Annotated in this window: 16 protein-coding genes; 11 read left to right on the top strand and 5 right to left on the bottom strand. The window is 58.9% G+C overall.

Annotated features, from left to right (window positions below; genetic code table 11):
- Positions 1 to 587: 587 nt before the first annotated feature.
- The 4 genes from benA to D8U18_RS05105 all read left to right on the top strand — a co-directional run bounded on the left by benA (position 588) and on the right by D8U18_RS05105 (position 4,322).
- A complete protein-coding gene (gene benA, locus D8U18_RS05120) occupies positions 588 to 1,952 on the top strand; it encodes a benzoate 1,2-dioxygenase large subunit (RefSeq protein ID WP_056856911.1) in 1,365 nt (454 codons plus the stop codon).
- Positions 1,949 to 2,437, top strand: a complete 489-nt coding sequence (benB, locus tag D8U18_RS05115) for a benzoate 1,2-dioxygenase small subunit (protein ID WP_130906583.1) — start codon at positions 1,949 to 1,951, stop codon at positions 2,435 to 2,437. The genes benA and benB overlap by 4 nt, the downstream gene beginning before the upstream one ends.
- A 10-nt stretch (positions 2,438 to 2,447) precedes the next feature.
- Positions 2,448 to 3,461: a benzoate 1,2-dioxygenase electron transfer component BenC gene (gene benC / locus D8U18_RS05110; protein ID WP_130904604.1), complete on the top strand. Its 1,014-nt coding sequence runs from the start codon at positions 2,448 to 2,450 to the stop codon at positions 3,459 to 3,461.
- A gap of 87 nt (positions 3,462 to 3,548) precedes the next feature.
- A complete protein-coding gene (locus tag D8U18_RS05105) occupies positions 3,549 to 4,322 on the top strand; it encodes a 1,6-dihydroxycyclohexa-2,4-diene-1-carboxylate dehydrogenase (RefSeq protein WP_130904603.1) in 774 nt (257 codons plus the stop codon).
- 11 nt (positions 4,323 to 4,333) lie between these two features.
- On the opposite strand, the gene D8U18_RS05100 is transcribed toward D8U18_RS05105, so the two are convergent.
- Positions 4,334 to 4,696 (bottom strand): NUDIX hydrolase, encoded by a 363-nt coding sequence (locus D8U18_RS05100; RefSeq protein ID WP_056856691.1) that lies wholly within the window; start codon positions 4,694 to 4,696, stop codon positions 4,334 to 4,336.
- 214 nt (positions 4,697 to 4,910) lie between these two features.
- On the opposite strand from D8U18_RS05100, the gene D8U18_RS05095 reads away from it, so the two are divergent.
- Positions 4,911 to 5,102: an SPOR domain-containing protein gene (locus D8U18_RS05095; protein ID WP_056856690.1), complete on the top strand. Its 192-nt coding sequence runs from the start codon at positions 4,911 to 4,913 to the stop codon at positions 5,100 to 5,102.
- Between the two features lie 79 nt (positions 5,103 to 5,181).
- On the opposite strand, the gene D8U18_RS05090 is transcribed toward D8U18_RS05095, so the two are convergent.
- Positions 5,182 to 5,421: a hypothetical protein gene (locus D8U18_RS05090; RefSeq protein ID WP_056856689.1), complete on the bottom strand. Its 240-nt coding sequence runs from the start codon at positions 5,419 to 5,421 to the stop codon at positions 5,182 to 5,184.
- A 167-nt stretch (positions 5,422 to 5,588) separates the two neighbouring features.
- On the opposite strand from D8U18_RS05090, the gene D8U18_RS05085 reads away from it, so the two are divergent.
- On the top strand, positions 5,589 to 5,807 hold the full coding sequence (locus tag D8U18_RS05085; RefSeq protein ID WP_056856688.1) for a hypothetical protein: 219 nt from the start codon (positions 5,589 to 5,591) through the stop codon (positions 5,805 to 5,807).
- Between the two features lie 86 nt (positions 5,808 to 5,893).
- The gene (locus D8U18_RS05080; protein ID WP_056856687.1) at positions 5,894 to 6,238 is read left to right on the top strand and encodes a hypothetical protein; all 345 of its coding nucleotides are present in this window, start codon (positions 5,894 to 5,896) and stop codon (positions 6,236 to 6,238) included.
- A gap of 3 nt (positions 6,239 to 6,241) precedes the next feature.
- Here the strand turns inward: D8U18_RS05080 and D8U18_RS05075 are convergent, their stop codons facing one another.
- On the bottom strand, positions 6,242 to 6,811 hold the full coding sequence (locus D8U18_RS05075; protein WP_130904602.1) for an Rrf2 family transcriptional regulator: 570 nt from the start codon (positions 6,809 to 6,811) through the stop codon (positions 6,242 to 6,244).
- A gap of 289 nt (positions 6,812 to 7,100) precedes the next feature.
- Between D8U18_RS05075 and D8U18_RS05070 the strand changes: the two genes are divergently transcribed.
- From D8U18_RS05070 to D8U18_RS05055, 4 genes are all read left to right on the top strand, one after another.
- Entirely contained in the window at positions 7,101 to 8,303 is a 1,203-nt protein-coding gene (locus D8U18_RS05070) for an NAD(P)/FAD-dependent oxidoreductase (RefSeq protein WP_131107173.1), read from the top strand.
- Between the two features lie 137 nt (positions 8,304 to 8,440).
- On the top strand, positions 8,441 to 9,730 hold the full coding sequence (locus D8U18_RS05065) for an FAD-binding oxidoreductase (RefSeq protein WP_131107172.1): 1,290 nt from the start codon (positions 8,441 to 8,443) through the stop codon (positions 9,728 to 9,730).
- A gap of 18 nt (positions 9,731 to 9,748) precedes the next feature.
- Entirely contained in the window at positions 9,749 to 10,303 is a 555-nt protein-coding gene (locus D8U18_RS05060) for an XRE family transcriptional regulator (protein WP_056856683.1), read from the top strand.
- A 23-nt stretch (positions 10,304 to 10,326) separates the two neighbouring features.
- Entirely contained in the window at positions 10,327 to 11,673 is a 1,347-nt protein-coding gene (locus D8U18_RS05055; RefSeq protein ID WP_130904599.1) for a glutamine synthetase family protein, read from the top strand.
- A 234-nt stretch (positions 11,674 to 11,907) separates the two neighbouring features.
- On the opposite strand, the gene tssA is transcribed toward D8U18_RS05055, so the two are convergent.
- Positions 11,908 to 13,005, bottom strand: a complete 1,098-nt coding sequence (gene tssA / locus D8U18_RS05050) for a type VI secretion system protein TssA (protein WP_056856681.1) — start codon at positions 13,003 to 13,005, stop codon at positions 11,908 to 11,910.
- Between the two features lie 94 nt (positions 13,006 to 13,099).
- The gene (locus D8U18_RS05045; protein WP_007978712.1) at positions 13,100 to 13,618 is read right to left on the bottom strand and encodes a type VI secretion system tube protein Hcp; all 519 of its coding nucleotides are present in this window, start codon (positions 13,616 to 13,618) and stop codon (positions 13,100 to 13,102) included.
- Positions 13,619 to 13,707: the final 89 nt, after the last annotated feature.

Below are 13,707 nucleotides of genomic sequence, written 5' to 3'. Positions count from 1 at the left end.
CGGTGAATTGCCTTCCGATACCCTCAAACGCCGGCATTGAGTTCACCCGATAATGTGTGGCGAGGGAGCTTGCTCGCGCTCGGCTGCGAAGCAGTCGCAAATCCGAAGGTCGCGGTTTTTCTGGTTCAGCGACGTTGCAGGTTTTGGGGCCGCTGCGCGACCCAGCGGGAGCAAGCTCCCTCGCCACAGGATTGACGTCGCGCCTGCAACTGCACAAAACGGATAATGGTCTGCTTCCTGCACCTGGGACGGTTCTGCGACAGCTATCGCAAGCAGTGCGGTGAATTGCCTTCCGATACCCTCAAACGCCGGCATTGAGTTCACCCGATAATGTGTGGCGAGGGAGCTTGCTCGCGCTCGGCTGCGAAGCAGTCGCAAATCCGAAGGTCGCGGTTTTTCTGGTTCAGCGACGTTGCAGGTTTTGGGGCCGCTGCGCGACCCAGCGGGAGCAAGCTCCCTCGCCACAGGAGTGACGTCGCGCCCCCAACTGCACAAAACGGATAAAGATCTGCATCCAGCGGATAGTCCACCCCATTGCCCCGTCCTAGCATGGCCCTGCCTGAACAATAACAATGGAGGCGGCGGCCATGACCCTGCGACCCGAATATTTGCATTCCCTGCTTGAAGACGATCCCGAGCAGGGCCTCTATCGCTGCAAACGCGAGATGTTCACCGATCCCCGGTTGTTCGATCTGGAGATGGAACACATCTTCGAAGGCAACTGGCTGTATCTGGCCCACGAAAGCCAGATCCCCAATATCAACGATTTCTACACCACCACCATGGGGCGCCAGTCGATCTTCATCGCGCGCAACAAGGACGGTGTACTCAACGCCTTCATCAACGCCTGCAGCCACCGTGGCGCGACGCTGTGCCGGCACAAGTCCGGCAACAAAAGCTCCTACACTTGCCCGTTCCATGGCTGGACCTTCAACAACTCCGGCAAGCTGCTCAAAGTCAAGGATCCGGCCAACGCCGGCTACCCGTCGAGCTTCAACTGCGAAGGCTCCCACGACCTGACCAAAGTCGCACGTTTCGAGTCCTATCGCGGTTTCCTGTTCGGCAGCCTCAAGGCCGATGTGCTGCCGCTGGTGGAGCATCTGGGCGAGTCGGCGAAGATCATCGACATGATCGTCGACCAGTCCGCCGACGGCCTGGAAGTGCTGCGCGGTTCTTCGAGCTACATCTACGAAGGCAACTGGAAACTCACCGCCGAAAACGGTGCCGATGGCTATCACGTCAGCTCGGTGCACTGGAACTACGCGGCCACCCAGAACCAGCGCAAGCAGCGCGAGGCCGGTGACGAAAACCCGACCATGAGCGCCGGCAGCTGGGCCAAGCAGGGCGGTGGTTTCTATTCCTTCGACAAGGGCCACATGTTGCTCTGGACCCGTTGGGCCAACCCCGAGGACCGTCCGCTGTACGAGCGTCGCGACGAGCTGGCGCAAGACTTCGGCAAGGCGCGCGCTGACTGGATGATCGAGAACTCGCGCAACCTGTGCCTGTACCCCAACGTCTACCTGATGGACCAGTTCAGCTCGCAGATCCGCATTGCCCGGCCGATCTCGGTCAACCGCACGGAAATCACCATTTACTGCATCGCGCCGAAGGGCGAGAGCGACCATGCCCGTTCGAGCCGGATTCGTCAGTACGAAGACTTCTTCAACGTCAGCGGCATGGCCACGCCGGACGATCTCGAGGAGTTCCGCTCCTGCCAGACCAGCTACCAGGGCAGCGTCACCACCTGGAACGACATGTCCCGGGGCGCCGAGCACTGGATCGAAGGCGCCGACGAGGCGGCAAAGGAAATCGACCTGCATCCGCTGCTCAGCGGCGTACGCACCGAGGACGAAGGCCTGTTCGTGCTGCAACACAAGTACTGGCAGCAGACCATGCTCAAGGCCCTGGCTGCCGAGCAGTCGAAACTGATCGCCGTGGAGGACGTGCAATGACCATTTCCTATGAAACGGTGCGTGATTTTCTCTATCGCGAAGCACGCTACCTCGACGACCGCCAGTGGGACGAATGGCTTGAAATGTATGCCCCCGACGCGACCTACTGGATGCCGTCCTGGGACGATAACGATGAGCTGACCGAAGATCCGCAGCGGGAAATCTCGCTGATCTGGTACGGCAACCGCACGGGCCTTGAAGATCGCATCTTCCGCATCAAGACCGAGCGTTCCAGTGCCAGCGTGCCGGACACCCGTACCTCCCACAACATCAGTAACATCGAGCTGCTCGAACATGCCGACGGACTGTGCAAGGTGCGCTTCAACTGGCACACCCTGAGCTTTCGCTACAAGACCGTCGACAGCTATTTCGGCAGCAGTTTCTACACCCTCGATGTGCGGGGTGAAAACCCGTTGATCAAGGCCAAGAAAGTGATCCTGAAGAACGACTACGTTCGCCAGGTCATCGATGTTTACCACTTGTGAGACTGCCGTCATGACCCATTCCATCGCGTTCAATTTTGAAGACGGCGTCACTCGATTCATCGACGCCAACGTTGGCGAAACCGTGGCCGATGCAGCGTACCGCCAAGGCATCAATATCCCGCTGGACTGCCGCGACGGTGCTTGCGGCACCTGCAAGTGTTTTGCCGAAGCCGGGCAATACGATTTGGGTGAGGAATACATCGAAGACGCCCTCAGCCCTGAAGAAGCCGAGCAAGGCTTTGTCCTGACGTGCCAGATGCGCGCCCAGAGTGATTGCGTGGTGCGGGTGCCGACGTCATCGGAGGTCTGCCGCACCCGTCAGGCCAGTTACGACGCGACCATCAGCGCCGTACGCCAGCTGTCCGACAGCACCATCGCGCTGTCGATCAAGGGCGAGTCATTGAGCAAACTGGCGTTCCTGCCGGGGCAGTACGTGAACCTGGGCATTCCCGGCAGCGAACAGACGCGGGCCTATTCGTTCAGTTCGTTACAGCGCGATGGCGAGGTCAGTTTCCTGATCCGCAACGTGCCGGGCGGGCTGATGAGCAGCTTCCTCACCGGCATCGCCAAGGCGGGCGACAGCATGAGCCTGGCAGGGCCCCTGGGCAGTTTCTACCTGCGCGATATCCGTCGTCCGCTGCTGTTACTGGCCGGTGGCACCGGGCTGGCGCCATTCACTGCGATGCTGGAGAGAATCGCCGAGCAGGGCAGTGATCATCCGTTGCATCTGATCTATGGCGTGACCCACGATTTCGACCTGGTGGAACTCGACCGCCTGGAAGCCTTTGCCGCACGCATCCCCAACTTCACCTTCAGCGCCTGCGTCGCCAGCCCCGAGAGCCAACATCCGCTCAAGGGCTACGTGACCCAGCACATCGAGCCCAAGCATCTGAACGAGGGTGATGTCGATGTCTACCTGTGCGGTCCGCCGCCGATGGTCGAGGCGGTCAGCCAGTTCATCCGCGAGCAAGGCATCGCGCCGGTGAACTTCTACTACGAAAAATTTGCCGCCAGCGCGGCGTGAGACTTGCGCGGGTAACTGCTTCGACAACCCATCCATGCAGGAGCGGGCCTGCTCGCGATGAGTTCGGCACCGACCGATGAGGTAAACATGAACAGATTTCACGAAAAAGTCGCGCTGATTACCGGTGCCGCGCAGGGCATTGGTAAGCGCGTGGCCGAGCGCATGGCGGCGGAAGGGGCGAAGCTGATACTGGTCGACCGTTCCGAACTGGTGTTCGAGCTGCAGCAACAATTGGCGCCGAGCAGCCAGGTCCTGGCGCTGACGGCCGACCTCGAACAATACGATGAGTGCAACCGGGTGATGCAGACCGCCGTCGAGCGTTTCGGGCGCCTGGATGTGCTGATCAACAATGTAGGCGGGACAATCTGGGCCAAGCCTTTTGAGCATTACGAAGCGTCGCAGATCGAAGCCGAGGTTCGCCGTTCGCTGTTTCCGACGTTGTGGTGCTGCCATGCCGCATTGCCGTTCATGCTGGGGCAGGGCAGCGGTGCGATCGTCAACGTTTCGTCCATCGCCACCCGCAGCATCAATCGCGTGCCATACGGCGCGGCGAAGGGCGGCGTGAATGCACTGACCGCCTGCCTGGCGTTTGAAACCGCCGGGCGCGGCGTTCGGGTCAATGCCACTGCGCCGGGCGGCACCGAAGCGCCACCGCGGGTGATTCCGCGCAACAGCGCCGAACAGAGTCCGCAGGAAAAGGTCTGGTATCAGCAGATCGTCGACCAGACAATCGACAGCAGTTTGATGAAGCGTTACGGCACGCTGGATGAGCAAGCAGGCGCGATTTTGTTTCTGGCCAGCGATGAAGCGTCTTATATCACCGGCATGGTCATGCCAGTGGGCGGTGGCGATCAGGGCTGAGAAGACACGAGTTAGAGGCGACGCTGAAACGCTTTGACGATCCTTCGCGTGGCTTCGCTGGTGTTGAGGTTCTGCACGGCATCCAGCGGGTACCAGATGCAATCGAAGATTTCATTGAGTGGCCGGGCTGCGGGGTAGCCCGGCACTGAGGCCTCGAAGACGTGGTGCCGGGTACTCTCGGTTTCCAGTTCCATCAGGTACAGCATGTCATCGGCATCTATCCCGGTTTCTTCTTGCAATTCTCGCAACGCCGCGGCAGCAGTGGTTTCACCGGGTTCGACTTTTCCCCCAGGCAGCGTCCAGCGACACCTTGGTTTGCGCACCAGCAAGATGTGTCTTTCCAGCTCGCAAATGACTGTCGCGCGTACTTTCATGGGTTCCAGACCAACTGCTGTCATGAAATTGTAACAAAACTGCAATGATCGGGCCGCTTTTGCCTTCTCTTGTTGTTGTTCTGAGCGGTGTGTGACCCGAAAAGTGCCGTTGTTTTGGCAAGCGGCTAAATCGACGTCTGGTCGTCATGACGTCCAGGGGTGGGTGTAAGGTAAGTGTGTTGACCTTGGATTCATTGTCGAGATGGAGGTGACCATGAGTGTTCCGATGTTGAACAAGATGCACATGAACGGTTACGACGTACTTAGCGTAAACAACGGCCCATGGCGGGTTTGCACCAAAGGTGATCGTCTTGGGTCATTTGCCAGCCGAGAAGAAGCATTGGCGTTTGCGGCGTCACTTCCCGGCTACCGATCAAAGTCGAACAAAAAAGCGAACAGCCAGTAAGCTGATCAAGCGTACGCAAAAGCCCCGGCACGCCGGGGCTTTTTATTGTGTCGGGGCGTTTGCCCGGTAACGGCTACTTTTATTCAGCCTTGTTGCGGGTGATGATCTTGGCCTTCACTTCCTCGGCATAGCCAGACAATCGTTGTTCATCGCCCTGGAACAGGTCGCACAGGCGCTTGACGGCCTCTGCATCGACATCGTTGCCGGTCAGGCGTAATTGCTCGGCGATGCGTAAAAGTTCTACCGCCGACCATCGCAGATCTGATGCAAGCCCTTGCAGATCACGCCGAAGCGCTTGTTCGCTCTCGTTAAGCCACATGATGTTCTCCTGAAACGCTGTGCTACGAAATTTTAGACCCATTAGCGTGACGGGGCGTTGTGTTTGTCATGCCCCGAGCGGCTTCCTTTGGTCGGGAAATTTGCGCGATCGGAAAAATTCGTTGTCGTAGTGAAGTAGCGATTTTCCTCAGGGCGGGGACAGGGCAAATGACGGCAACCGATGACTTCCGGGCGCATGCCCACGAGCTGATCGCCGATCTGGATGCGGCCACCAGCGAAATGATGAATCTCATTTCCGGCCACCAACTCAGCGGTCCGGAATGGGAGCGGGTCACGCGATGGCAGCATGAAGCCTACGAGCGCTGGATGACATATCTGAACGAGCGTTCATACCCCGACCCTGGCGAACACAAGTCCGATGGCTAAGGCGCGGCGCAGCAAATCAGCCGATAGCAAATGGCTGTCGGTGCGGGGACAGGCTACATTTCATGTTTTCAGGATAAGGATGCTTTATGCAGAGGCGGATGTTGTGGGGGGCGGCTGTGGTATTGGCGTTGTTGGGGGGATGTTCGTTACCGGCGTCGGTGGTGCCTGGGGAGCCGAATGTCAGTAAGTACAGTGAAAAAACACCCAAGGTCCTCGCCGGGTGCGTATTGCCGATTTGGCAGCAAGAAGTTTCCAACACCACGCAGTCGTCGATTTCCAATGGCTACCGGATTACCGCACCCAGCATCATTACCGCCGACGAGGTTCTGGACATCGTGAAATTCAAGGACGGTAGCCGGGTGTCCTTGTATCAAGGGCCACCCTGGGCGAAATCCGGCGCATTGCGCCAGGCAGTGCGTGACTGCCTGTAGCCTTCAGTCGCCGATGTCAGTGACCTGGATGAGTTGATCGTCGCCTGCCTGGGCACTTGCCGTGCCTTTCTTTTCACGGCGATCATTCATCCAGTCGTCTACCTGCGAATTGAACTCGGCCGGCGCTTTGCGCCCAACCTTTCTGGCGATATCCAGAATGGTTTGCTGGGCGAGGGCGTCTTCCATGCGCTTTTGCGCGGTCATCATTGCAGCGTGCACCGAGCAGTGCCCTTCAAGTGCCCAGTCGGGGGCTTCACCCTCAAAAAGCGCACAGCGACCGCGAATCTCCCGGCAATCGAAAATGGCCTTGCGCCCATCGATGGCGTTGACGATATCCAGCAGCGAGATCTCGTCGGCGGGCCGGGCCAACTTGAAGCCGCCACGCACACCCTCGGTGGCGACCACCAGTTTTGCCTTGGCCAGTTTGGTGAAGATTTTTGCCAGGTAGTCCAGAGGCACGCCTTGCAGTTCCGCAAGGTCGCGCACGCTCGCTTCACGCGTATCGCCGCGATTGCCCACCAGAAAAATCAGGCAGTGAATCCCGTACTCAACACCTGCGCTGTATAGAGACATCTCGATCTCCGACTAAATTTGTCGCAAATATTAACAGCTGATTCCCTGCCTTACAACGAACCACTGCCTCCTCACTGGCATCGACAGGCCTCCGAAGCTGTTGGTTTAAAGGAGTTTTATCGGTGTATCGATTTGATTGATTGGAACCATTTCGAAAAAATTGTTGCGGCATTCAACTCGGACAAATAGAGTCGCCGTTGTCAGGTCGAAAGCCATGCGCCGCGTTTACGAGAAACGTGTCCATCGACTCCTGATCCTTCAACAAATCTAATTGTCCCTGGAGTGATGAATGAAACAGCACATTTTGGTAATCGGCGCAGGTTTCGGTGGCATGTGGACCGCTTTGAGCGCCACGCGCCTGTTCGACATTCACGGCCACGAAGACTTTGAAGTGACCGTGCTGGCTCCCCAGGCCGAATTGCGCGTGCGCCCTCGCTTCTACGAACCGAACGCCCATCAACTGGCTGCTCCCCTCGGCGAATTGTTCGATGTCGTCGGCGTGAAGTTCATCAAGGGCGCCGCCGAGACCATCGACGTCGCGCAAAAACGTGTGGGCTACATCGACGCGGCGGGTGAAAAACAGGTCTGCATCTACGACAAACTCGTTCTGGCCACCGGCAGCCGCCTGGCATTGCCCGGCACTTCGGGTGTGGTTGAGCATGCCTTCGATGTCGATCAGATCGAGCAGGCCGTGCGCCTGGAAAACCACCTCAAGTCCCTGGTCGACCAGCCAGAAAGCCAGGCACGCAACACCGTCGTGGTGGCCGGCGGCGGTTTCACCGGCATCGAAACGGCGACTGAAATGCCCACTCGCCTGCGTGCCATCCTGGGTGACAGAGCGGACATCAACGTGATCATCGTTGACCGTGGCAATAAGGTCGGCGGTTCCATGGGGCCGCAAATCGCCGAGAAAATCGCCGAAGCCAGTGTTCAAACCGGCGTGAAGTGGCATTTGAACGCTTCGGTTGTCGCTGTCGATGAAAACGGCGTGACCTTGTCCGATGGTCAGCGCATCGATGCCAAGACCGTGGTCTGGACCACTGGGGTGCGTGCCAGTTCGCTGACCGAACAGATCCCCGCTGAGCGCGATCATCTGGGCCGTCTGCATGTCGATGCGCACCTGAAAGTCATTGGACAGGATGACATCTACGCCACCGGCGACGTTGCCTATGCGGCCACCGATGACATCGGCAACCACGCGTTGATGACGTGCCAGCACGCCATTGTGTTGGGCCGTCATGCCGGCAATAACGTCGCGGCGCAGATACTGGGGGTGGACCCGACGCCGTATCGCCAGCCCAAATACGTGACTTGTCTGGATCTGGGGGCGTGGGGGGCGGTTTATACCGAGGGCTGGGATCGTCAGGTCAAGCTGACGGGGCAGGAGGGCAAGGAGCTCAAGACGCAGATCAACACGGTTTGGATTTACCCGCCGGTGGCGGATCGTGAGGTGGCTTGGGCGGCGGCGGATCCTTTGATTCCGATTGCCTGATGGCTTGAATTTGAACTGAATCCTGCCTGGGGTTTCCTGGGTGGGATTTTTTTTTGCCCAAATCGAGCCATTGCCGGCATGAAATTAATCGTGTACTTTTTCATGAAATTACAACTATAAAATTTCATGGAGCCGGTATGTTTCAGCAGTCCACCCAACACATCGCCAGCTATTACGCCCATACCTGCGCAAATCAGTTGCCCATTCGACCGGCTCTTGAAGGCGAGCAATCCGCTGAGGTGGTGATTATCGGCGCCGGTTTCAGTGGCCTGCACAGCGCATTGCGTCTTGCCCTGGCGGGCAAGCGTGTGATTGTGCTTGAGGCCAGTCGCGTGGCGTGGGCCGCATCGGGGCGCAACGGTGGTCAGGCGATTCTCGGCTGGTCGTGCGACATGCCACCGCTGGAAGCTGCGCTGGGTTACGAGCGCGCGCGGCAGATGTGGGAGGGCATGCGCTGGGCGGCGCGGGAGTTGCGTGAACTGCCTGCGCGGCATGGGTTCGATTGTGACTATCGGCCCGGACACCTGTGGACCTCGGTGATGCCGAGACGGGTGCGCCTGCTCACCGAATGGCAGCACGAGGCCAGTCACAAATGGGGCCACGACGGCTTGCAATTCATCCCCCGTGAGCAGTTGCCCGACTGGGTTGCCAGCGAGCGCTATCAGGCGGGTCTGTTTGATCCCGAAGGCGGGCACTTGAATCCGCTGAAGCTGGCGCTTGGGCTGGCCGCTGCGATCGAGCGCGCCGGTGGGGTGATTCATGAACACAGCAAGGCTCTCGAATATCGTGAGGAGGCGGACGGATACGTAGTGACCACCGAGCGCGGCCGGATCCGTGCCGATGTGCTGGTGTTGGCCTGCAATGCCTACCTGGATCGGCTCGACCCGCAACTCTCGAGTTGTGTGCTGCCTGTCGGTACTTACCAGGTGGCCACCGCTGAACTGAGCGAAGAACAGGCCGCGGCGTTGCTGCCGAGCAATGTCTGCGTCACCGACAATCAGTTCGTGCTCGATTATTTCCGTCGCACCCCGGACAACCGGCTGCTGTTCGGCGGTGGCTGCACGTATCTGGGCGGCATGCCGAGAGACATCGCCGCAGCTACCCGACCGTGTCTGGAGCGCGTGTTTCCACAATTGAAAGGCGTAGAGCTGGAGTTCGCCTGGGGCGGTCATATCGACCTGACGCTCAAGCGCACGCCTGACATCGGCCGGCGCGGCGACCTCTATTGGTTGCAGGGCTACTCCGGGCACGGTGTGTTGCCGACCCTGGCCGGGGCGCGGGCGGTGTCCGATGCGATATTGGGCCGGCAGGAGGAACTGGCGCTGTACCAAGGCTTGACCAACGGCAGCTTTCCCGGCGGCAAGTACATGGCCGCGCCCCTGGAAGCCATCGGCAAAGCCTGGTATCGGCTGCGCGACAGCATTTGAAACGAGGGAAACCTTTAGATGGACATGCAGGAAGAAATATCGGCGCTGGCGATCCTGATTCAGGACCTGCGCAAACACAAGAAATACACCCTCAAGGAACTGGCGGACAAGATTGGCCGGTCGGTGGGTTTTCTGTCGCAGGTCGAGCGCGGCTTATCCCGCCCCACGGTCGCCGACCTGACGGCCATCAGCGAAACCCTCGGCGTGCCGACCACCTATTTCTACAGCTTGCCCAAACCCATGGCCTTGCCCTGGGTGACCCGGCCGGATGAGCGTCGCACGCTGTATTACGCCGATGGCATCACCGACATCATGGTTTCGCCAAAAATGCGCGCGTCCTTTTCGATGCTGGAAAGCCGGCTGGAGCCCGGCGCGAGCAGCGGCGACCGACACATGAAAGACAGCTCGGAGCAGGGCGGCTATGTCCTCGAAGGCGCGTTGACGTTGTGGCTGGATAACGATGAGCCGGTGACCCTGCACGCCGGTGACAGCTTTCAACTCGCCAGTCATGCCCATTGCCGTTACGGCAACCTGTCAGACCAACTCACCCGCGTACTTTGGGTTTACACCTGATAAAAACGACAAGGAACAGAATGATGGATGCTGTGTGCTCTGAACTGCTGGCCGAAGTGCGTGGGTTTCGTCAGCGCTACCCCGATGTGCGCTACGTCGACCTGATTTCCCTGGACATCCCGGGGCATTTCTACGGCAAGCGCTACCCGATAGAAATGCTCGAAAAAGTCGCCGCTGGCAGCGCGCTCAAGTTGCCGCAAAACTGCGTGTTGCTTGGGACCCAGGGCGGGTTGTTCAAGATCGGCGACTACTGCTTCAACGACGGCGACCCGGACGCGCTGCGTCGCCTGGTGCCTGGTACGCTCAAGTTGGTGGGCTGGGAAAAACAACCGCTGGGGCAAATGCTGATCACCTCCGACGGCACCGAAAAGCCGATCGTCTTCGAACCGCGCGAAGTGTTGGCGCAGGTGCTGGACCGGCTCAAACGCAAAGGCATTTTCCCGGTGGTGGCGTTCGAGTTGGAGTTCTATCTGTTCGACAGCCAGTTGCGTGATGGTTTGCCGCAGTTCGCCCGCGATCCGTTGACCGGCGATGCCGATGATCAGCCGAACATGCACATCGAACGCCTGTCGCGTTTCGCCCCGGTGCTCGACGAAATGGTCGAGAGCGCGCGGGCGCAAGGTATCGATGCCACGGTGATCACCGCCGAACTGGGGCCAGGTCAGTTTGAAATCAATTTCGGCCACTGCGATGACGGGCTGCGTGCCGCCGACTGGGCCGCCCTGTTTTGCCGCAGTACCCGTGGCGTGGCGCTCAAGCACAACTACCGCGCCAGTTTCATGGCCAAACCGTACTTGCAACATCCGGGCAGCGGCATGCATGTGCATGTGAGCCTCTACGACAAGGCCGGCAATAATCTGTTGGCGGCGAACGGACAGCGCGCGTTGCGCCATGCCGTGGCCGGTTGCCTGGATGTGTTGCCGCACTGCATGCCGATCTTCGCACCGAACCACAATGCCTTGCGTCGTCTGAGCGCTACGGTGAACGTCGCTTCGCGCGCCAGCTGGGGCTTTGAAGACCGTGATGCCTGCCTGCGGGTGCCGGACTCCGACGCGAAAAACCTGCGGATCGAACACCGCCTGGCCGGTGCCGATGCCAATCCATACCTGGTGCTTGCAGCCATTCTGGTGGGGCTGGAGCAGGGGCTGGAAGGGGAGTGCGAGCCGATTGCACCGCTGAACGAAGACCGCAGCAGTGGCATCGATTTCCCGCTGGAAATGCTCGAGGCCGTGCAGTCGATGCAGAATCACTCGCCATTGCGCGCTGGATTGGGCGCAGAGTTTGTCGATGTGTATTGCGAGAACAAGCGTCAGGATCACCTCGCGTTTCTGAACGACATCAGTGCAAGGGAGTACCGCTGGTTTCTTTAGTTAAAGAGGTTTCGAGGTTAACCTTAAAAAATATCAGGATATTTAAAGGCTTATAAACTTTAGTAACTGGCTGGTTAAATAAAATATCTTGTTACAGCGCGAAACATTGCGTAATATCCGCGCCGCGTTCACCACCACGGTTTATGCATTTTTAAGTCCCGGGCGTCCATCAGCTGCCCGGGATTTTTTTTGCCTGGTGTTTTTGCGTCTATCTAAACGGCCGTGCAGGCCAAATCAGGACTTCGCTTCCTTGGTCCCCAGTACGTCGCGAATGTTGTCCACGACATTGCTGTCCTTGATCACATCGTTCAGCCATCCTTCGAGCGGCATGTTGCCCCATTTGATCGCGCGTTCGATCAGGTAAGGGACGGGGCTCTGCGGCTCGGTCTGCTTGAAGAACTGCGCGATACCCGCCAGCAGGGTGAACGCCTCGTCGCGGGATTGCGGTGTGGTACGCAACGGTGTGACTGGAATGTCTTGCTGGGTCTGGGTCATTGCAGCTCCTGTGGGTTGTGCGCCCGCGCTATCGGAGACGGTCGGCGTGGGAGCGGCAGGGGGCGGGTTCAACTCGATACCCCGGTCCTTGAGCAGTTTTTCGGCCAATTGGCCTGCGCGGGACAGCACGTCCATGAGCCCGGCAAAACTCGGCGCTTCAGGGCCGAACAGACGATCAGCGGTGCTCTGCAATTGCTGGCACGCGTTCAGGCTGGCGGCAATTTCGCTGGCCTTGCGGCGCAAGTGATCCGAGTCAGTCAGCACCACCGAGCGCTGGAACACCTCAGCGTTGATCTTGCCTTCGTCAAGGGCGGCGCGCATCGCCTGAGGGCTTTGCAGGGCCAGGTTCTCAACGTGCCTGGATTCGTCATAACGAAGCAAACCGTACTGCTGGCCTTGGGTGATGGGCAGTCCGCCGACGACATCGGCGAGGGTCGTCTTCATCCACGACAGGCGGGCAGCGCGCTCATCGACGCCATCTTCGAGGGACGGAAAGAGATCGCCCCAGAAATTATCCAGAATGCGTTCGGCCAGCGTCAGGCCAAACGTGATGCCGTTGAAATGGTGTTTGTGCGCCAGGCCTTCGCTGAGCCAGGCGACAAGCATCAGGTCCTTGCTCTGTCGAGCCAGGCCTTGGGCAGCCAGGGTGATGGTCAGATCCCAGTCAGATGACTTCAGATCGGTTTGCCAGTCACCCTGGGTCAAATAATCGGGGTCTGCTCGCCGCGCTTCTTTCACCTGATCGAACAAGGCGGAAAAGCTCATGTCTTCGCCGCTCCCCTGATTGATGGGCGCGGTCAGTTCGGCCAGCGAAAGGTCGTTGAGAAATTCAGACATAGGAAACTCTGATCAAAATAAAAGAACACCGTACCCGCCAGGCAGGCACGGTGCTGAAAACGAGCCGCCGGGGCGGCCCGTCATTGCCACGGTTTTATGCGAAAACCTTGTTGGCAGTGCGATCCCAACCACCGGTGACGTTACCGCCGCCCTGGCCATCGGCACGGCTCTGCTGGGTGTAGGTGGTCTTGATGCGAGCGAAGTTGAAGCTGATTTCTTCGATCGGCAGGTCGCCAACCGCTTTGTCTTCGCCGTTCTGGCTGCCACCGGCGACCGCTTTGACCGAAGACACCACGACTTCTTCCAGGTTGATGGTCAGGTAGGTCACCTTGTCACCACCAGCGCGGTTCACATTCAGTTGGATCTTGGCGATGTGCGTGCCTTTGCAGCAGGCTTCGAACAGCTTGGCAGAAGCCTTGTCCACGGCTTTGCGGATGCTGAAGTCGCTCAGCGCTACACGCTCAGACGAAGCACCGCCCGACGAACTGGCCGTCGCGGAGGTGGCCTGGGTTGCGCCGTACTCGTAGCCGAGCACTTCGATCCAATCCTTGTGTTTGTCGTCCAGTACTTCACCAGGAATGCCGTCGATCTGGATGTATGCGTCAAATGCCATTTTTAGTTTCTCCTTACCTTCATTTAAAGGTTGTCACCTGCAAACAGATCACAGCCCTTCGTTTAAACCTCTTTGAAACGATCAAGAGA

It is taken from the genome of Pseudomonas sp. Sample_10, assembly GCF_004321495.1.
Classification (GTDB): Bacteria; Pseudomonadota; Gammaproteobacteria; order Pseudomonadales; family Pseudomonadaceae; genus Aquipseudomonas.
The sequence above is the reverse complement of the archived record's forward strand: the minus strand, read 5'-3'. Positions and strand labels throughout refer to the sequence as shown.